This window comes from Clostridium sp. LS3 (assembly GCF_055330225.1).
In genome coordinates this window covers 2,724,192-2,743,215 of the sequence record NZ_CM143921.1, presented here as the reverse complement: position 1 = coordinate 2,743,215, position 19,024 = coordinate 2,724,192, and the positions used below count along the sequence as shown (strand labels likewise).

The following is a 19,024-nucleotide window of genomic DNA, read 5'->3' as shown; positions in this document are numbered from 1 at the left end:
ATGATAAAACTGAAGGGTATAAACAAGTACTATTCTTCAGGTGAAGAAAAATTACATGCTTTAAAAGATGTAGATTTAGAAGTTAAAAAAGGTGAATTCTTAGCTATAATGGGACCATCAGGTTCAGGAAAATCTACTATGATAAAAATACTAGGACTTTTAGACAAAGAGTTTGGAGGAAGTTATTTACTTAATGAAAAAGAAGTAAGGACCCTTAATGACGATTTGCTTAGTAACTTAAGAAATGAAAAAATAGGCTTTGTATTCCAGGATTTTAACCTAATAGATAGATTAACTATTAAGGAAAATATAGAACTCCCTATGTTATACATGGGAAAAGGAATAAAAGAAACAAAGGATAGAGTAAGTGAACTTTTAGATAAAGTAAAACTTTTAGATAAGATAAATAAATATCCTAATCAATTATCTGGAGGACAGCAACAAAGAATATCCATAGTTAGATCTTTAGTAAATAATCCAGATATAATTATAGCTGATGAGCCTACAGGAGCATTAGATAGTAAAACTTCAAAAGAGATAATTGGAATATTTAACGAGTTAAACGAAGAAGGAATAACAATTATTTTAATTACTCATGACATTAATGTTGCAAGACAGGCGAAAAGAATTGTAGAGATTTTTGATGGACAACTTAAGGAGGTAGATAATAATGAAGCTTAGAGTATTAGTTTTTGCTGCCTTAAGGAATCTAAATAGAAATAAAAAAAGATCTATATTAACTATGCTAGGAATAATCATTGGTATAGCAGCTGTTATTACAATAGTAGCATTAGGAGAAGGTTATAAAAATAAAACCATTAAAGAATTTACTGGAGAAACAGATGGAGCTGTTGTTCTTATGGCTACTTTTAATCCTAAAACCTTTAATGAAGACATTTCTACCATGGAGTTTTTTAAAAACAAGCATAAAACTGAAGTTGAAGCTTTAGATTCTGTAAAGTCAGTTGAGCTTCAGTATAGTAATAACTCTTTTGGTGAGTTTATTCAATGTGAAATAAGAGGTAAAAACATAAATGCATTAGCTAAAGCAGTTGAAGAGACTGACAAGAGTGAAGAATTATGGGGAAGAAATTTAACTAGCAATGATAATATGCTTAAAAAGAGGGTTATTTTAATTGCAGAACAAACTTTAAAAAATAGCTTTGATAAGCCAGAAGAATTAGTAGGAGGAATAGCAACTATAAATGGAATGGCCTTTGAGATAGTTGGTATTAAAAAGGCTCCACCAGAAGATGAAATAAGCTTTTTCGATATGGGAGGAGACATAAGAGTTCCAAAGGAAACATATAATAAATATTTTGCTGGTTCAAAGAAAGTAGAGTCATTAAAAATAACATTAAAAGAAGGTGCTGATGTAAAGGCTAGTATAAAAGAAATAGAAAATACATTAAATTCTATTGAAGGAAATAGGGTAGAAGGAAAGTATGAAATTACTGACACTAGCGGAATAGTTAAATTATTAGGAGGAGTTCTTAATACTATAACTATGTTTATTGCATCTGTTGCAGGAATATCCTTATTTATTGCAGGAATAGGACTTATGAATATGATGTATACATCAGTTTCAGAAAGAATTAGAGAAATAGGGATAAAAAGAGCTCTAGGGGCAAGGAAGAAAGATATTAGGAGAGAATTTTTAATAGAAGGTATAGTAATTACTATTATGGGAGGCATAATAGGATATATTCTTGGAATAATATTAGCAAATATTATTTCAATGTACTTTAAGCTAGTAATTACTCCAAGCTTATTTACAGGCTTATTAGCAATAGGAATATCAATTGTTATAGGTCTTGCATCAAGTTTTATTCCAGCAAGGAAAGCAGCTAATGCAAATACTGTTGATATACTTAAATAGAAAGTGGATTTTTATAATCCACTTTCTTTTTTGTAAAAATTTAGATAAGCTATTTATTATTTTTAATATAAGGATATAATAAAATTATAATGAAATAATTGGAGGGAAAAGCCTTTATGTTTAGACCAATTTAACTTAAATTGTAAATTTGCATTTTTTAGCCTTTTTATAAAGGTTTATTTGTTATGTATTTAGGAGGAAAGTTAAATTGAATAATAAAAGAAATATATATTTAATGAACCTTATAGTTTTTTTACAAGGTTTTGTATTTTATGCTCCAATTGCAACAATATTTAGAGAGGCTAGGGGTATATCCTTATCACAAATATTTTTAATAGAATCTATTTCTATGATTTTAATAATTTTATTTGAAATACCCTGGGGAGTTTTTGCTGATAAATTTGGATATAAAAAAACTTTAGTAATATCAAATTTAATATTTTTTATATCTAAGATTATATTTTTTAAGGCGCATTCATTTTGGATGTTTTTATTTGAAAGAATACTACTTTCAATTTCTATATCAGGATTATCAGGTTGCGATGAAAGTTTAATATACTTATCATTAGATAAAGAAGATAATAGTGAGAGGGTCTTTGCTAGATATGGGTGGTTTTCTACTATTGGATTTTTAATTGGATCTATAATGTCAACATTTATTATTAGTATATCCACAGATTTAACAGCATTTTATACTATAATTCCTTATGGATTAGCCTTTTTAGTATCTTTATTTTTAAATGATGTTAAAAATGAAATTATTAAAAGAGAAAGTATAAAAGACAGCTTTAAGCTTGCATTAACTAATAAGGAAATAATAGTATTTATAGTTGGGATTTCTTTAATTAGAGAAGTAGTTCAAAGTATAACTGTATTTTTAAATCAGACACAGTATATTAAAAGTGGAATAGATATTAAATACTTTGGAGTTTTACTAGTTGTGATTCAAGTTATGAAATTGATATCAGTAAAATCATATAAATTAAGTAATAAGCTTGGGAAAAATAAATCAATAAGCTTATTGATGATATGTATATTATTAAGTTCTTCTACATTAATAGCTATAAGTAATCCAGTAATTAGTTTTATGTGTATAGCCACAATTTCTACTAGCATGGCTTTAATGGAACCTATGGTTATAGATATAAAAAATAAATCAATATTTTCTGGAAATAGAGCAACTATTTTATCAATATATTCAATGTTAGGAAGTATTATTTCAGCATTTATTAATCCAATTATAGGCTTTGCATCAAATTCATCCTTAGAAAATGGATTAATTATATGTAGCTTAATTAGTTTAGTTTCAATCATTCTTATGAGGCATTTTATAAGAGTTTCTAAAGAAAAAGTAAATTAGTGGATTCAATTATTTATAAATAAAAATTAGGCTAGGCATTATAGGTGCCTAGCCTTTCTATGGTATATAATTTTATAGGGAAATAGATATAAATAAATTACGAAAAAGTAAAACCATTTGTATATAAACTATGTCTAATAGATGTAAGGTAATTATTGAACGGATATAAAATAAAGGAGAAGGCATATATGGTAGATGAACTAATAGTTATGAAGGCAATAAAGGGTGATGACGATGCCTTTATGGTTCTTATTAATGAGAATAAAGAAAAATTATATAGAACAGCTTATGCTTATGTTAAGGAAGAGGAAGCAGCTTTAGATATAGTACAAGAAACTGTATATAAAGCATATATTTCTATAAATAAATTAAGAGAACCTAAGTATTTTACTACATGGATAATAAAAATAGTAATAAACATATCAATAAATATGTACAAGGAAAGACAAAAAGTTATATGTATAGAACAAAATGAATTGCTAAATAAAGCAGGGGGAATGGTAGAGGATAATGATAATAGACTTTATATACTTGAAGCAATAGAAAAGTTAGAAAGTAAGTATAAAGATATAATTATTTTAAAGTATTTTAATGATTTAACATTGCAAGAGATATCTAGAGTTTTAGATTTACCAATAGGGACTGTAAAGACATATTTAAATAAAGGGCTTAAAATATTGAGAAGCTATATGAAAAAGGAGGCTATTTAGTATGAATGAAGATATTAAAGATTTAATAAAAATTCCAGAAGGTTTAGATGAGGCAATCATAAGGGGAATAGAAAAAGGAAAAACAAAAAAGAAACATCAAAATAAAAATAATATTATAAAAAAGGTATCAATTGCTGCGGCAATAACTTTAGCAACAGTTGCTTCAATAGGACTAATTGAGCCTCAATTTGTATCTGCAATTCCTGTAGTGAATAAAGTTTTTGATTATTTCAATAAAAGTAATATAGGATATTCAACTGAAAAATATAGTGAGTTAAGTGAAGTAATAAATAAATCTATAGAAAAGAATGGAATGAAAATTACATTGTCTGAAATAGCTATAGACGATAATAAGTTTATAGCAAGTTTTATAGTAGAGTCAGAGGCTTTAAGAGGATTTGAAAGTGATAAAAGTGAAAATGACTTCTTTGTATTAAATCACAGACTTAATATTAATGGAGAACGTTCAAGAGGAGGGTACTATGAAATAAGAAAGATTGATGATAATAAAGGGGTCATTGTATTAATAGAAGATATATCTAATATTAATTTACCAGAAAACTTGAAAGTAGATTTAGAAATTAGAGAGGTTGAGAGAGCTGGAAAAGTAATTGCGAAAGGGCCATGGATTTATAATATAAATACAGTAAAAGAAATAAATTCTGAAGTTTATAAAGGAAATAAAAGCATAAAAGTAGAAGGAGGAGAAGTTTGGGTAGATAAATTAGTTAAGACACCATTAACTAATAATTTAGTTATAAAAGGAAAGGATTTAAATGGTACAAATGAAGGGTTGGGACTACGTAATTTAAAATATATTATTAAAGATGAAAAGGGAAATATATTACTTTCAAATTTTGACGGTGGACATTATGACAAAGAAGGAAACTATGAAGCGAGAATTAGAATATTAGATGATTTAAGTAATACTAATTATATAGAGGTATTAACAACGAAAGAAGATTTTAGAGTTATAAGAGAGATAGATAGCAGAAATGTTCCATTACTTATATGTACATCTAATTCAGAATATAATATAAATAGGGAAGAAGAAATAGTATCTAGGGAGCCAAGTAAAGATGAACTAGATAAAGGATACGGATTAAGTAAAGTTAGTTATTATATAAATATTGATAAAAATAAAGCATTTCAACCTATTGAGGATTTGATAGGAAATGAAATAAGAGTAAATTCTGAGGATAAGGTAATAATCACTAATATTGATGTAAGTGATAAGTTTACAACAATTAATATGAAGATAGATGGTTTATATGATTATAATAATTTATCAAGTTTAGTTATTTTTGATGAAGATATGAACGATATAAGTAAAGAAGAAGGACATAAAGGAGTTGTATTAGAAAATCCAGAAACTAAAGAATTTAGTATTACACTAAAGCCTATAGATAAGAATAAAAAATATACAATCGCAATTCCTATGGCAAAAGAAGTTGAGATAAATGATAATAACAAAATATTAATAAATTTAAATTAAAATACAAACTAATAAATAAATTAAGAACATGTAAAATGTTTAGATGACAAATAAATTATATAAAAGGGAAAGTGGATAAATTTGTGTAAAAACAAATTTATCTACTTTCCCTATATTTATACCAATAATTTTATAATTAAACAACAGTTAATTATTTTGTATAGTTATCAAAGTATCCTTGTATAAAGATAATAGGAGTACCTTTATCTCCACTTCCTGAAGTTAAGTCTGATAATGAACCTATTAAATCAGTAAGTCTTCTAGGAGTAGTACCTTGTGATTCCATAGCACCTACAAGATCTGACTCTTTATTTTTAATATATTCAGATATGGCTTCTTTAAGTTCTTCACCTCTTAAATCGGCAAAGTTATTATCTGCAAGATATTTTAATTTTACTTCATTAGGTGTACCATTAAGTCCTGCTGTGTAAGCTGGGGATACAACTGGATCAGCAAGTTCCCATATCTTACCTACTGGATCTTTGAAAGCTCCATCTCCATAAACCATAACTTCAACAGTTTTGCCAGTCTTTTCTTTAAGCATAGTTTGTATTTTATCAACTATAGGTTGACAGTTACGAGGGAAAAGCTTAACTTTTTCTTCAGTTGATTTATTTGATCCAAGTAAACCATAATCTTCATTATATCCACTTCCATCAATAGGTTCTGATAGTATGTTGTCAAGGCTATAAATCTTCTCTCCACCATTTGATTTTAATATTTTTTTAGTTCTAAATCTTGTATGTATATCACAAGTAAGAACATTTTTTGTATAATCTAAAATGGTTTTAGGATTATTTGAGAATATAACTTCACATTCAACACCATATTCTTCAACTAAGGATTTATAATAATCAATATAATCAACACCAGTAAAAGTATGTTTATTATATCCAAAAAAATCACGGAATTGCTTTTCTGTTAAAACATCTGTCCAAGGATTAACTCCTTTTTCATCAAGCATATCTAAATCAACTAAGTGATTGCCAACTTCATCAGATGGATAACTAAGCATTAAAACAATTTTTTTAGCTCCCTTTGCAATACCACGTAAACAAATTGAAAAACGGTTACGACTTAAAATAGGGAATATTACTCCTATTGTATCTTCTCCAAATTTTGATTTAACATCTTTTGCTATGTTTTCTATAGTAGCATAATTACCTTGAGCACGAGCAACTACTGACTCTGTTACAGTAACTATATCTTTATCATTAATTTGGAATCCTTCTATTTCAGAAGCTTTTAAAACGCTATCAACAACGATATCTTCTATGCTATCTCCTTGGTTTATTATTGGGCAACGAAGGCCTCTAACAACTGTTCCAACTATTCTTTCCAATATAATCTCTCCTTATAACTAATAAATTTTGTTTAAATTTACCTATCTACTTGTAATATACACCAATTTAATGGTATAAGTAAAATAAATAGATTGAATAATATATATAAGGAGTACTTATATGATAAGTAAATTAGACTTGTACAAAGTATTTTGGAATGTAGGAAAAAGTAAGAGTTTTTCTAAGGCAGCAAAAGAACTTTATATGACACAACCAGCTGTTAGTCAGTCAATAATGCAATTAGAAAGAGAGCTTGATATACGTCTTTTTAATAGAACAACTAAAGGAGCAACATTAACAAACGAAGGTAAAATTATTTTTGAATATGTTAACTCAGCTATTAATTTAATTAATACAGGTGAAGAAAAGATTCTAGAACTTAAGAACCTATCTACAGGGGAGCTAAAAATAGGGGTAGGGGATACTATTTCCAGGTATTTTTTACTTCCATATTTAGAAAGCTTTCATAATAAATATCCTAATATTAAATTTAAAATTATTAATGGTACAACATTGGAACTTTGTTCTATATTAAAATCAGGAGACATTGATATTGCAATTTGTAATTTTCCAATTGATGATCCTAGCTTAGAATTAAAGACCTGTATTGATATCCATGATATTTTTGTTTGTGGGGAGAAATATAAAAATTTATTATCTTACCAAATAAGCATTAATGAAATAACAAAATTTCCATTAATATTGCTTGAGCCTGAGTCTAACTCTAGAAAATATATAGAAAAGTACATGTTATCTAAAGGAATAAAGATTTCTCCAGAATTTGAATTAGGATCTCATGATTTATTATTAGAATTTGCTAAGATAAATTTAGGGATAGCATGTGTAACTAAAGAATTTTCTAGTGAATACTTAAACAAAGGACTATTGTATGAAGTAAAATTAAATGAAGAAATACCAAGACGAAGCATAGGAGTATGTTTTTTAAAAGGTGTTCCATTATCACATGCTTCAGCAAAATTTGTTAAGATAATAGAAAATAAATAAAAATATATTCGTATAAGTAAAATAACAAAAGGTATATAATTAATTTAAAGCCAAAAAATATCCTAAAGGATAGGTGAGATAATAATGAAAAAAATAATAAATAAGGAAATAAATAAATTAAACAATAAGGAAAAGAAAATAATTCATAAAAAAGAAAGTAAAATAATTAAAGATAAATTTGCTCCAATATCTAATAAAATAGAAGAAAAAATACCTGATAAGCTAAAATTAACATTAGAAAATGCTTTTTATAATGGATTTAAGCTAGTTTTAGAAAAAGGTAGCAAGTATATTGAAAAGTTATATGATAAAGATAAAATTCAATTAGAACATGATATAAACAATTATTCAATTGAAAAGAAAGTTACTAAAAAGAGTTTAAAGTTAATGGACTCTCAAGGAAAGAAAAGTAAACTAATAAATTCTACCATATCAACTGTAGAAGGTGCTGGTTTAGGAGTTTTAGGTATAGGATTACCAGATATTCCATTATTTATAGCAATGATATTAAAAACTGTATATGAAATTGCATTAAGTTATGGATTCAATTATGAAAAAGAAGAAGAAAAGGTATATATATTAAATTTAATTTGTACAGCATTAGCAAAAGAAGATATGAAAATTAAATATAATGATAATTTAGATAAAATAGGAACTAAAATAGACTTAAATGAAGAATTAAATAGTGACTTAAATACAGAAATTAAAAAAGCTTCAGAAGTATTGTCAGAAACATTATTAATGGCTAAGTTTATTCAAGGACTACCTATTGTTGGGATTGTCGGAAGCATAACAAATTATCAAGTCATAAATAAAATTAGTAAGTATGCTAGAATAAAATATAAAAAGAGATATTTAAGTAAGAAACTATAGTAAAAAATATTATTATGAAGAAGTTATCATATAATTCCATAAAACAATAGTTAAGATATATTAAATATAGAAAATAGTATGACGATATATTTATGTAGTATCATAAGAGAGGTTATATAATGAATTTAATTATAAAAAATATAAATAACGAAAATTATAATGATGCGTTAAATTTAAAAGTTAGAAAAGATCAAGAGGGCTTTATTGAAACAGTAGAAGAGTGTTTAGATGAAGCAAAGAGAGTACCCTTATGGAGAACGGTTGGAATATATTGCAAAAATGATTTGATAGGTTTTGCAATGTATGGACTATGGAAAATGGAAGGTGACTGTGGTAGATTATGGCTGGATAGATTTATGATAGGAGAAGATTTTCAAGGTAGAGGATATGGAAAAGAGAGTTTAAAGCTTTTAGTAGATAGACTTTATAAAGAGTATAATCGAAATGAAATATATATAAGTGTATATGATAATAATATTCTTGCTATAAGAATGTATGAGAAGATAGGTTTTAAATTTAATGGGGAATTAGATATAAATGGAGAGAAGATAATGAAGTTAGAATTATAGTAAGATAGTTGCAAAAATTTTACAAGGAGCAATAAGAATATTCTAGATAAAGCATGTAAATTAGATATAAAAATATCATAAGAATTTTCAATTATATGGTAAGATATAGATAATGAATATTAAAGTATGTAGAGAGGTGTATTATGAATATTAAATTTGTAACAATTACAGTAAAAAGTTTAGCGGAGTCAATAAAATTTTACGAGAATGTTTTAAATTTAAAGGTAGTTAGAAAATTTGCACCAGTAAATGGAGCTAATATCGCATTTCTTAAAGGTGATGAATCAGCGATGTTAGAATTAATAGAATATAGCAACAAATCTACAGTAGATGAAATTTACAATGAACCTAAAGTATCTATTGGATTCACTGTTTTAGATTTAAATGAGACTATTAAGGAATTAGAGCTAAAAGAAGTAGAAATAATAAGAGGTCCTATTAAAACTCCAGGAGGAGAAAAATTTATATTTATAAAAGACCCTAATGGAGTAGAAATAGAGCTTATAGAAGGATTTAACATAAACTAATAGATGAATATTTAAATAAAATTTAAAATAGGATTATTGGAGAGACATATGAATAATAAAGTGTTAAGTAAGATAGCTGATGGATTAAATAGAGTGGGATGTAATTTCGGAATAGGGGGATCAGTTTTATTAAATTTTCATGGTTTAGTTGATAAACCAAATGATATTGATATTTTAATAAATTCTAAAGATGCTGAAAAAGTAAAAGCATTTATGAATACAATAGGAGATCCAATAGAACTATGCTCAAAAGAGCCATTTAAGACTGAAAGTTTTTTTGGATATAATGTAGATGGTGTAATAGTAGAGTTTATGGGGAACTTTAAAATAAGTTTAGAAAATAATAAAATGTATGAGTTTATTTTAGATGAAAAAGCAATAGTAGATAATTTAGTAATAGGTAATAGCAACATAAAATTTACTTCATTGGAAGACTGGTTTGTAGCATATTTAGTTATGAATGACCCAAAAAAGAGAGCACCTTTAATAAAAAAATATTTTAAAGAAAAAGGAATAAAACATAGAGAATTATTGAAAAGAAATTTAGATAATAATTTATCAGACCATATTAATGAAGCAGTAAAAGAAGTACTATAAGTTAATAAAATTTAGATATAAGGTAGCAAGAAATTTTCTTGCTACCTTATATTTTAATTTTCTTTTAGTGTTTTAAGCTCTTTTAATAAATCAAAATATTGTGATTCTAAATCATTTTTTCTATTTAAGTCATTTTCAAATGATAGTAAAGAAATAACTTCCGAAAGCTTATTTTCTAAAATTAAAATAGATTCTTTTTTCTTTTTTTCATCAGTATTAATTTTAGGCATATTTTTATTATTTATAAATTCAGAGTAATTACCATCAAATTGAGTTATAGTATTATTATCAATTTCTAATATATAATTACAAACGTTAGAAATAAATTTTCTATCATGAGATACTATCAAAAGAGTTTTATCAGTATTCTTAAGAGCATTTTCAAGGGATTGCATACATTTAATATCTAAATAATTAGTTGGTTCATCAAGTATTATTAAGTTATTATCTGAAAGAAGAAGCTTACAAATAGCAACTCTTACCTTTTCACCACCACTTAAACATGAAATCTTTTTAAATACTGTATCTCCTTTAAAGCCAAAGCCATCTAAATTTATTCTTATGAAACTTTCTTTGTAAGAAGAGTTAATTTTAATATTATCTAGTATTGTTTTATCTAAATCTAATATATCTTGAGATTGGTCCAAATAACCAATAACTACATTTTTAGAAATTTTTATACTTTCATTATTGTTATTTATAATTTCTTTTAACAATGTACTTTTACCACAACCATTTTTTCCGATTAAAGCAACCTTTTTTTCTTTTTTTATTTTAAAGTTACATTCTTTTAATAGTATTTTATCACCAATGCTAAGAGTTAAATTTTTAGCTTCAATAGGATTTTTTGAAGTAAGCTCTAAATTGTCTATAATATCAATTTTTATATTTTTATCTTCTTTTGGTTTTTCTTTTACTTCTAAGTGCTCAATTCTACTCTTAATGGCCTTTATATTATTATCTAAGTTCTTTTTAGATTTTTGGCCACCCATTTTATGAAGTCTAGCTTCAGAATTACCCATTCTTTTAGGCGTTCTTCTAATGCTATCTCTTGAATTTTCTTTAGATACTATTGCATCTTCAAGCCTTCTTTTTTCATTAATATATTTATTATATTCAGTATTCTGATTTTCTTTTTCTTCTTCTTTAAGGTCTAAATACTTAGAATAGTTCCCTTTATAAATATTTATTTTACCATCTTCAATTTCAATAATAATATTACATAATGAATCTAAAAGATTTCTATCATGGGAAACTAAAAGAAGAGCCCCAGAATAACTTTTTAACATTTCTTCAAGAATTTCAATGCTATTGCTATCTAAATTAGATGTTGGTTCATCAGCAATAATAAGTTTTTTATTTTCACTTAAAGCATTAGCAATCTTCATTTTAACTTTTTCTCCACCTGAAAGATAATCTTTATATTCAGTAGGTGCATTAAAAACACTTTTGACTTTATTAAAGGAACACATAGATGGACTATCACCAAGTTGGCTAATATAAGAATAACTTTTTGTTAAATAAGATTTACCTTCATCAAAAGGTTCATCACCAACTAAAATTTTTAATAAAGTGGTTTTACCAGCACCATTATTACCAACTAAACCTATTTTATCTCCATCTAATATTTCTAATTTATCGATATCTAATATTAATTTATCTCCATAATATTTTTTTACTTTACTTAATAATGCTAATTGCATAAAAAAATCCCTCCTTAAAATATAGGAGAGAGCATAAGACTTTATAAAAAGGTAACACAAATAAACCTTTAGTCAATAATCCACTCTCCATAAATTTGCACACAACAAAAAAAGCCTAATAAGGTTATAAGTTTTGTTATGAACTAAAAATTATTAAAAGTAGATTAAATTCTCATGTTTGAAATTACCTTTACCTTTCTTAAAACTTGTATTCGATTTCTATTATAACATCTTTTTTTATTATTTCAAATTTTTTCTATGATATAATTAATATTAAATTATATTTCTATTAAGAAAAAGGTGATTAAATGAAAAAAACAATAGGGATACTTGCTCATGTAGATGCTGGTAAAACTACATTTTCAGAGCAAATACTTTATCATACAAAAAGCATAAGAAATAGAGGAAGGGTAGATCATAAAAATTCATTTTTAGATACTCATAACATAGAAAAAGATAGAGGAATTACAGTTTTTTCAGATCAAGCTATATTTGGAATTGATGATTCCACTTATTATCTTATAGATACTCCTGGACATATCGATTTTTCTACAGAAATGGAAAGGGCATTAAGCATATTAGACTATGCAATTTTACTTATTAGTGGAGTTGAAGGTATTCAAGGGCATACTGAAACAATTTGGAATTTACTTAGAAAATATAATATTCCAACTTTCTTTTTTATAAATAAGATGGACAGAACAGGTTCAGAATTAGAAAGAGTTATAGAAGAAATTAATGATAATTTAACTAATGATGTTTGCTATGTAAAATCAATTCATGAAATGAGTGAAGAATTAATAGAGTTTATTTCAGAGAGAGATGAGGAACTTTTAGAACAATATTTAGATGGTAATTATGATAAAACAATTTGGATTAAAGAATTTAAAAAGCTTATAAAAGAAAACAAGGTGTTTCCATGTTTGTCTGGTAGTGCACTTCAAGATGAGGGGATAGAGGAATTTTTAAGTATATTTAATGAACTTACATATACAAATTATGATGAAAATGAAGAATTTTCAGGAAGAGTTCATAAAATACGTTATGACAATAATGGAACTAGAATTACCTTTATAAAAGCTATTAAAGGAAGTCTTAAAGTAAGAGATGAAATTACTTATGGAGTAGATAATGAAACAACAGAAAAGGTAAGTAGTATAAGAGTTTATAATGGAAGTAAGTTTTCTACTGTAGACAAAGTAGTAGCTGGAGATGTGTTTGCAGTAACAGGTCTTACTAATGCTATGCCAGGAGAAGGCATAGGAAAAATTAGAGAAAAGATAGAATTTAAAATGATACCAACACTAATGTCAAAGGTTATTTTTGATAATAAATATAATGTAAAAGAAGTTTTAGGATATTTTAGAATATTAGAAAATGAGGACCCTGCATTAAATGTACTATGGAATGAAACATTACAAGAAATACAGGTTTCCATTATGGGTAAGATCCAACTTGAAGTTATTAAAGAGATTGCATTGGAAAGGTTCAATTTAAAGATAGAATTTGGCCCTTGTGAAATAATGTATAAAGAAACAATAGAAAATAAGACTTATGGATATGGTCATTTTGAGCCTTTAAAGCATTATGCAGAGGTTCATTTAAAAATAGAGCCAAATAAAAGAGGAGAAGGAATAACTTTTGAAAATAAATGTCATGCTGATGATTTGACTACAGGAAATCAAAACTTAATAAAGACACATATTTTTGAAAAAAATCATCATGGACTTTTAACAGGTTCTCCAATTACTGATATAAAAATTACTCTTTTAACTGGAAGGGCACATAATAAGCATACAGAAGGGGGAGATTTTAGGGAAGCTACATTTAGAGCTATTAGGCAAGGATTAGAAAAAGCTAATAATATAATTATTGAACCTTATTATAAATTTAGAATAGATGTAGAGCTTGATTATATGGGGAAGGTTATATCTGATATTCAAAGATTAAATGGGAGCTTTGACCCTCCAGAGACTAAGTTGAATAAGGTTTCTATAACAGGAAGAGGACCAGTCGCTACATTTATGGATTATAGTGCTGAAATACTTACTTTTACTAAAGGAAAAGGTAGCATAAATTTAATATTTGATGGCTATGATATATGTCATAATTCAGAAGAAGTAATTGAAAAAATAGGATATGATAAAAATGCAGATATAGAATATTCTTCAAGTTCAATTTTTTGTTCAAAGGGGCAAGGCTTTGTAGTACCTTGGGATAAGATTGAAGAGCATATTCACTGTGAAATAATAGAGTAAAATAAATTGGGGGCATGTATTATGAATAAAGAAGTTAAACTTAAAAATGGACAAAGTTTAATATTAAGAAAAGCAGAAATAAATGATGCTTTAAAGTTAATAGAATATTTAAATATAGTTGGAGGAGAAAGCGATAATTTATTATTTGGAGCAAATGAATTTAGTTTAAATGAAGAACAAGAAAAAGCATTTATAGAAAACATTAATAATAAAGAAAATTCTATTATGTTAATAGGCTTAATTAATGAAAAAGTAGTAAATGTTGCACAAATATCTACAGCTACTAGAAACAAGATAGCACATAATGCTGAAATTGCTATTTCTGTTAAAAAGGAGTATTGGGGAATTGGTATTGGAAGTGAAGTAATGAGAGCGCTAATAGATTTTGCTAAAGAAACTAAAAAAATAAAAAATATAAGCCTTGGGGTAAAAGCAAGTAATATAAAGGCCAAGAATTTATATAGTAAGTTTGGATTCAAGGAAATAGGAATTCATAAAAATTTTTTTAATATTAATGACGAATATGATGATGAAATATTAATGGATTTATATATTTAGAGAATAAAATGGCTGTATTAAAAGTTATTTTAATACAGCATCTTTTATTAGAATAAATGAGCAAATAATTTATTACCATCTTCAAAAACTGTTACAGTGAAATAATTCCATGGAACTATAGTGGCTCCAACTCTTGATATAGCAACTCTTATTTTAAAAGTAGAACCTGAATTAGTTTTAGTGCTTGGACCTTCATAAGTAACCCTATCTAACCTTAATACCATTTCTTCTCCATTAGCAAGTCCCATTTGACTTCTTAAAGAAGTTAAATCTTTTTCTAATTTAGATTTATCAGCTTCAGTAATTAATGATATTCCATTAGCATTAGTGCTATCATAGGAGACTAAATAATTATATATAGAGTTATCCTGGTTTACATAAGCATATAGTAAATCGTTTGCAAAATCTAATTCCTTATATTCGCCAGGAGTATAATGTATAGAACTTTGATCATCATAAATATTAGTTCCTTTTTCAATAATGCTTAAATCCTTAGTTGATGAATAACTTTTACCAAGGGCTTCAAAGGAAGTAGGTGTTTTAGGAATCTCTTCTTTAGCGACCTCATTTTCAGATATATTTTCTTCTTGTTTCTCATTTTCAACAGTGATTTTATCTTTAGTTGTTGTATTACTACATGAAAGTAAAGTGAAAGCAACTAATAATGAAATAAGTAATAAAAATAATTTCTGTTTTTTCATAGTATCCTCCTTTGGTAGATTATTCTAAAAAACAACTCATGTAAATTTATTGTATGATAAAAGCAACTAAATGTAAATTACAAAAGAAAATGTTTAAATAGATTTAATTATTATATTATATTGATAAAATATAATTTAATTAATATAATATAATAAAATAAAAATTGATTTTAGGAGGATAAAAGATGTCAGTAAAGATGTTACATACATGTGTAAGAGTTATGGGCTTAGAGAAGTCATTAAAATTTTATAAAGAAGCATTAGGATTAATGGAAACTAGAAGAAAGGAATTTCCAGAACATAAATTTAGTTTGGTTTATTTATCAAATGAAGAAGGTGGATATGAAATAGAGCTTACTTATAATTATGATGTGGAAAAACCATATGAACTAGGAAATGGATTTAGCCATATTGCAGTTGAAGCAGAGGATTTAGAAGCTATGAGAGAAAAGCATGTAGCATTAGGATATGAAGTGACTCCATTAAAAGGATTACCGGGAACAAAACCATCATATTATTTTGTAACAGATCCAGATGGATATAAAATTGAAGTAATAAGAGCTAAATAGTAGTTTTAATAAAAGTCTAGTAACTTTACAAAAGTTACTAGACTTTTATTATATATAATGTATAAACTACTAATAATGATAAAATAGGGGTATATTTAATTTATATAATAATAATTATCTTAAAAAAGTACAAATTAATAAATAATTGGTATATAATGAAAATAAATAACAATAAATTTAAATAATAGGATAAAGGAGTGTTAAGTATGAGTAAAATATCAATAATAGGAGCAGGATCAATTGGAGCCACTACTGCTTTTGCTTTGTTACAAAAAGAAGTAGCTAGAGAAATAGTAATCAATGATATTAATCAGGAAAAGGCATTAGGAGAAGTACTTGACTTAATGCACGGTAGTTCTTTAAATAGTCCTTGTAATGTTATATTAGGATCATTAGAAGACACAAGAGATTCAGATATAATAATAATTACCGCAGGTGTTGCACAAAAGCCAGGAGAAACAAGGCTAGATTTAGTAGATAAAAACTATAAAATATTTAAAAGCTTTGTTCCAACTATAGCTAAATTAAGTCCAAATGCAATATTATTAGTAGTATCAAACCCTGTAGATATACTTGCATATATGACCTATAAATTATCTGGTTTCCCTAAAAATAGAGTAATAGGATCAGGAACTGTTTTAGACACAACAAGGTTAAGAAGTCTGCTTGGGAAGTATTTTGGAATAGATGGAAGAACAGTTCAAGGCTTTGTTTTAGGAGAGCATGGTGATAGTGAGTTTGTTCCATGGTCATCATTAACTATAGGAAATATTCCAATAAAAGATTTTTCTGAACAATTAAAAATTGAATGGGATGAAGCAACAGAAAAAGTTATTTCAGATGATGTTAAAAATTCAGCATATGAAGTAATAAAGAGAAAAGGTGCTACTGCTTTCTCAGTTGCAGCTGTTCTTACAAGAATCGTAGAGGCATTCTTAAAAGATGAAAAGACTATATTAACAGTATCAACTTTGCTTAATGATTATTTAGGAGTTAATGATACTTATTTAAGTGTTCCAACAATAGTAGGTAAAAATGGAGTGGAGAAAGTATTAAATATTGAATTATCTAAAGATGAGGAAGAAAAATTTGTTTCTTCAGCTAAGATAATGAAAGAGTATATTGATAGAATCAATAATAACTAATTAAATAAGAAAGCTATAAAATTTTAGAGATTTTATAGCTTTCTTATTTCTATAGCAAAATATAATTCTATTTATACTAATTTTATTTTTAATATTTTATAAATATATCTATATAGGAATTATTTATACCGTAAAAGATAGTATTTATTAAATTCAGATTTAGTTCTATATGTATATTAATAAATTTTTGTTACTAATTTATTAAAAAACATGTATTGAGTTTTAAATTTAAAAATACAAACATATTATAAATTAGTTATTATATGTAAATAGATATATTTTAGTTGAAAGGTATAAATAAATATGAAAAATATTAATATAAAAGCATTTTTAAAGAATAGAATTATAGGTAATATATTAATTTTAGTTACTTCAATAGTTCTTATATATATGAGTATTTCTATATATTTTGTTAATCATTTCTTTTTTGGGACAAAGATAAATGGAGTTAATGTATCATTAAAATCGCATAAAGAGGCCGGTAGTATAATTTTAGAAGAAGTTAAAGATTATAAATTAGAATTAATAGGTAGAGATGGGTCTGTTGAAGAAATAAAAGGTAATGATATAGACATTAAATATAACGAAAATAATATCATATTAAAAGTTAAAGAAGTTAAAGAAAAACAAAATTCATTAAAATGGATTTTAGGATTAATAGCAAGACAAGAGTATTATGGTAGTGAGTTAGTTGTTTATAATCAAGACTTATTAGAGGATAAAATAAAAAATTTAGAAATATTAAATAAAAATATTACAGAACCTCAAAATGTTAGTTTTAAATATTTAGATGGGACATATGAAATTGTTGAAGAAGTTTATGGAAATAAAATAAACATAGATAAATTAAATGAAAATATAAAATTAAGCATATCAGAAGGAAAAAGAGTATTAAATTTAAATGATAGTTTTTGCTACGAAGATCCTAAGTATACTATAAATTCAGATAAAACAATTGAAACTCAAAATACATTAAATAAGTATGTATCAACAAAAATTACTTATACTTTTGGAAGCAAATCCGAAGTGTTAGATGGAAGTAAAATAAATGAGTGGGCCAGTGTAGATGATGATTTAGAAGCATCAATAGATGAAAATAAAGTTAAAGATTATATATTAGACTTATGCGAAAAATATAATACTGCAGGTACAACGAGAAAGTTTAAGTCAGCTACAGGAAAGATAGTAGATGTTAAAGGTGGGCACTATGGATGGAAAATTAACTCAGTTGCAGAAACTAAATTGTTAATGGAAAATATAAAGCTTGGAGCAGTTCTTGAAAAAGAACCTGCATACACTCAAAAAGCTTTATATAGAGATGAAAATGATATAGGAAATACTTATGTGGAAGTTAATATAACAAGGCAACATGTATGGTTTTATAAAGACGGAAAGCTTATTACCCAAGGTGATGTTGTAACTGGGGATCCAGGAAAAGGACACTCAACACAATTAGGAACTTATATGCTAAATTATAAGCAAAAAGAAGCCACATTAAGAGGTAATAATTATGAGGCTAAAGTAGTATATTGGATGCCTTTTAATGGTAACATAGGAATTCATGATGCAAGTTGGAGATATTCATTTGGGGGAAATATATATAAGAATAATGGAACTCATGGGTGCGTAAATTCTCCATCATATCTAGCAAAAACTATTTTTGAAAATATAGAGCCTGGCACTCCTATTATTTGTTATGAAGAGTGATAAAAAGGAGAAATAATTTGATAAA

At 26.2% G+C, this 19,024-nt stretch carries 18 protein-coding genes; 15 read left to right on the top strand and 3 right to left on the bottom strand.

Annotated features, from left to right (window positions below; genetic code table 11):
• The 5 genes from ACZJV1_RS12855 to ACZJV1_RS12835 all read left to right on the top strand — a co-directional run bounded on the left by ACZJV1_RS12855 (position 1) and on the right by ACZJV1_RS12835 (position 5,444).
• Positions 1-681 (top strand): ABC transporter ATP-binding protein, encoded by a 681-nt coding sequence (locus ACZJV1_RS12855; RefSeq protein WP_463650383.1) that lies wholly within the window; start codon positions 1-3, stop codon positions 679-681.
• Entirely contained in the window at positions 671-1,879 is a 1,209-nt protein-coding gene (locus ACZJV1_RS12850) for an ABC transporter permease (protein ID WP_460288239.1), read from the top strand. Before ACZJV1_RS12855 ends, ACZJV1_RS12850 begins: the two co-directional genes overlap by 11 nt.
• A gap of 208 nt (positions 1,880-2,087) precedes the next feature.
• Positions 2,088-3,239 (top strand): MFS transporter, encoded by a 1,152-nt coding sequence (locus tag ACZJV1_RS12845; RefSeq protein ID WP_463650382.1) that lies wholly within the window; start codon positions 2,088-2,090, stop codon positions 3,237-3,239.
• A 188-nt stretch (positions 3,240-3,427) separates the two neighbouring features.
• Positions 3,428-3,949 carry a sigma-70 family RNA polymerase sigma factor gene (locus ACZJV1_RS12840; RefSeq protein ID WP_463650381.1) on the top strand — a complete coding sequence of 174 codons (522 nt, stop codon included), beginning with the start codon at positions 3,428-3,430 and terminating at the stop codon, positions 3,947-3,949.
• Between the two features lies 1 nt (position 3,950).
• Entirely contained in the window at positions 3,951-5,444 is a 1,494-nt protein-coding gene (locus ACZJV1_RS12835; RefSeq protein ID WP_463650380.1) for a DUF4179 domain-containing protein, read from the top strand.
• Positions 5,445-5,595: 151 nt separating this feature from the next.
• Here ACZJV1_RS12835 and ACZJV1_RS12830 read toward each other — a convergent pair whose 3' ends face one another.
• Positions 5,596-6,786 carry a coenzyme F420-0:L-glutamate ligase gene (locus ACZJV1_RS12830; protein ID WP_463650379.1) on the bottom strand — a complete coding sequence of 397 codons (1,191 nt, stop codon included), beginning with the start codon at positions 6,784-6,786 and terminating at the stop codon, positions 5,596-5,598.
• Positions 6,787-6,907: 121 nt separating this feature from the next.
• Between ACZJV1_RS12830 and ACZJV1_RS12825 the strand changes: the two genes are divergently transcribed.
• From ACZJV1_RS12825 to ACZJV1_RS12805, 5 genes are all read left to right on the top strand, one after another.
• A complete protein-coding gene (locus tag ACZJV1_RS12825; protein ID WP_463650378.1) occupies positions 6,908-7,792 on the top strand; it encodes a LysR family transcriptional regulator in 885 nt (294 codons plus the stop codon).
• 84 nt (positions 7,793-7,876) lie between these two features.
• Positions 7,877-8,665 carry an EcsC family protein gene (locus ACZJV1_RS12820; protein WP_463650377.1) on the top strand — a complete coding sequence of 263 codons (789 nt, stop codon included), beginning with the start codon at positions 7,877-7,879 and terminating at the stop codon, positions 8,663-8,665.
• A 119-nt stretch (positions 8,666-8,784) separates the two neighbouring features.
• Entirely contained in the window at positions 8,785-9,234 is a 450-nt protein-coding gene (locus tag ACZJV1_RS12815) for a GNAT family N-acetyltransferase (protein ID WP_463650376.1), read from the top strand.
• Positions 9,235-9,377: 143 nt separating this feature from the next.
• Positions 9,378-9,761 carry a VOC family protein gene (locus tag ACZJV1_RS12810; protein ID WP_463650375.1) on the top strand — a complete coding sequence of 128 codons (384 nt, stop codon included), beginning with the start codon at positions 9,378-9,380 and terminating at the stop codon, positions 9,759-9,761.
• A 48-nt stretch (positions 9,762-9,809) separates the two neighbouring features.
• A complete protein-coding gene (locus tag ACZJV1_RS12805) occupies positions 9,810-10,358 on the top strand; it encodes a nucleotidyltransferase family protein (RefSeq protein WP_463650374.1) in 549 nt (182 codons plus the stop codon).
• 53 nt (positions 10,359-10,411) lie between these two features.
• On the opposite strand, the gene cplR is transcribed toward ACZJV1_RS12805, so the two are convergent.
• Positions 10,412-12,061, bottom strand: a complete 1,650-nt coding sequence (gene cplR / locus ACZJV1_RS12800) for an ABC-F type ribosomal protection protein CplR (RefSeq protein ID WP_463650373.1) — start codon at positions 12,059-12,061, stop codon at positions 10,412-10,414.
• A 308-nt stretch (positions 12,062-12,369) separates the two neighbouring features.
• On the opposite strand from cplR, the gene ACZJV1_RS12795 reads away from it, so the two are divergent.
• Both ACZJV1_RS12795 and ACZJV1_RS12790 read left to right on the top strand, forming a co-directional pair.
• Complete coding sequence (locus ACZJV1_RS12795; protein WP_463650372.1) at positions 12,370-14,319, top strand: GTP-binding protein; 1,950 nt, start codon at positions 12,370-12,372, stop codon at positions 14,317-14,319.
• A 21-nt stretch (positions 14,320-14,340) separates the two neighbouring features.
• Positions 14,341-14,877: a GNAT family N-acetyltransferase gene (locus tag ACZJV1_RS12790; protein WP_463650371.1), complete on the top strand. Its 537-nt coding sequence runs from the start codon at positions 14,341-14,343 to the stop codon at positions 14,875-14,877.
• A gap of 47 nt (positions 14,878-14,924) precedes the next feature.
• On the opposite strand, the gene ACZJV1_RS12785 is transcribed toward ACZJV1_RS12790, so the two are convergent.
• The gene (locus ACZJV1_RS12785; protein ID WP_460288222.1) at positions 14,925-15,578 is read right to left on the bottom strand and encodes a hypothetical protein; all 654 of its coding nucleotides are present in this window, start codon (positions 15,576-15,578) and stop codon (positions 14,925-14,927) included.
• Between the two features lie 185 nt (positions 15,579-15,763).
• Here ACZJV1_RS12785 and gloA point away from each other — a divergent pair, with 185 nt between their 5' ends.
• The 3 genes from gloA to ACZJV1_RS12770 all read left to right on the top strand — a co-directional run bounded on the left by gloA (position 15,764) and on the right by ACZJV1_RS12770 (position 18,999).
• Positions 15,764-16,147: a lactoylglutathione lyase gene (gene gloA / locus ACZJV1_RS12780; protein ID WP_463650370.1), complete on the top strand. Its 384-nt coding sequence runs from the start codon at positions 15,764-15,766 to the stop codon at positions 16,145-16,147.
• A 206-nt stretch (positions 16,148-16,353) separates the two neighbouring features.
• A complete protein-coding gene (locus ACZJV1_RS12775) occupies positions 16,354-17,292 on the top strand; it encodes an L-lactate dehydrogenase (protein WP_463650369.1) in 939 nt (312 codons plus the stop codon).
• A 303-nt stretch (positions 17,293-17,595) separates the two neighbouring features.
• On the top strand, positions 17,596-18,999 hold the full coding sequence (locus tag ACZJV1_RS12770) for a L,D-transpeptidase family protein (protein WP_463650368.1): 1,404 nt from the start codon (positions 17,596-17,598) through the stop codon (positions 18,997-18,999).
• Positions 19,000-19,024: the final 25 nt, after the last annotated feature.

What these genes read in the sequence shown, in the direction of transcription:
- ACZJV1_RS12810 (WP_463650375.1), top strand. Translation starts at nt 9,378, where the DNA reads ATGAATATTAAATTTGTAACAATTACAGTAAAAAGTTTAGCGGAGTCA.
- ACZJV1_RS12855 (WP_463650383.1), top strand. Translation starts at nt 1, where the DNA reads ATGATAAAACTGAAGGGTATAAACAAGTACTATTCTTCAGGTGAAGAA.
- ACZJV1_RS12790 (WP_463650371.1), top strand. Translation starts at nt 14,341, where the DNA reads ATGAATAAAGAAGTTAAACTTAAAAATGGACAAAGTTTAATATTAAGA.
- cplR (WP_463650373.1), bottom strand. Translation starts at nt 12,061, where the DNA reads ATGCAATTAGCATTATTAAGTAAAGTAAAAAAATATTATGGAGATAAA.
- ACZJV1_RS12775 (WP_463650369.1), top strand. Translation starts at nt 16,354, where the DNA reads ATGAGTAAAATATCAATAATAGGAGCAGGATCAATTGGAGCCACTACT.
- ACZJV1_RS12815 (WP_463650376.1), top strand. Translation starts at nt 8,785, where the DNA reads ATGAATTTAATTATAAAAAATATAAATAACGAAAATTATAATGATGCG.
- ACZJV1_RS12785 (WP_460288222.1), bottom strand. Translation starts at nt 15,578, where the DNA reads ATGAAAAAACAGAAATTATTTTTATTACTTATTTCATTATTAGTTGCT.
- ACZJV1_RS12820 (WP_463650377.1), top strand. Translation starts at nt 7,877, where the DNA reads ATGAAAAAAATAATAAATAAGGAAATAAATAAATTAAACAATAAGGAA.
- ACZJV1_RS12805 (WP_463650374.1), top strand. Translation starts at nt 9,810, where the DNA reads ATGAATAATAAAGTGTTAAGTAAGATAGCTGATGGATTAAATAGAGTG.
- ACZJV1_RS12795 (WP_463650372.1), top strand. Translation starts at nt 12,370, where the DNA reads ATGAAAAAAACAATAGGGATACTTGCTCATGTAGATGCTGGTAAAACT.
- gloA (WP_463650370.1), top strand. Translation starts at nt 15,764, where the DNA reads ATGTCAGTAAAGATGTTACATACATGTGTAAGAGTTATGGGCTTAGAG.
- ACZJV1_RS12840 (WP_463650381.1), top strand. Translation starts at nt 3,428, where the DNA reads ATGGTAGATGAACTAATAGTTATGAAGGCAATAAAGGGTGATGACGAT.
- ACZJV1_RS12850 (WP_460288239.1), top strand. Translation starts at nt 671, where the DNA reads ATGAAGCTTAGAGTATTAGTTTTTGCTGCCTTAAGGAATCTAAATAGA.
- ACZJV1_RS12835 (WP_463650380.1), top strand. Translation starts at nt 3,951, where the DNA reads ATGAATGAAGATATTAAAGATTTAATAAAAATTCCAGAAGGTTTAGAT.
- ACZJV1_RS12770 (WP_463650368.1), top strand. Translation starts at nt 17,596, where the DNA reads ATGAAAAATATTAATATAAAAGCATTTTTAAAGAATAGAATTATAGGT.
- ACZJV1_RS12825 (WP_463650378.1), top strand. Translation starts at nt 6,908, where the DNA reads ATGATAAGTAAATTAGACTTGTACAAAGTATTTTGGAATGTAGGAAAA.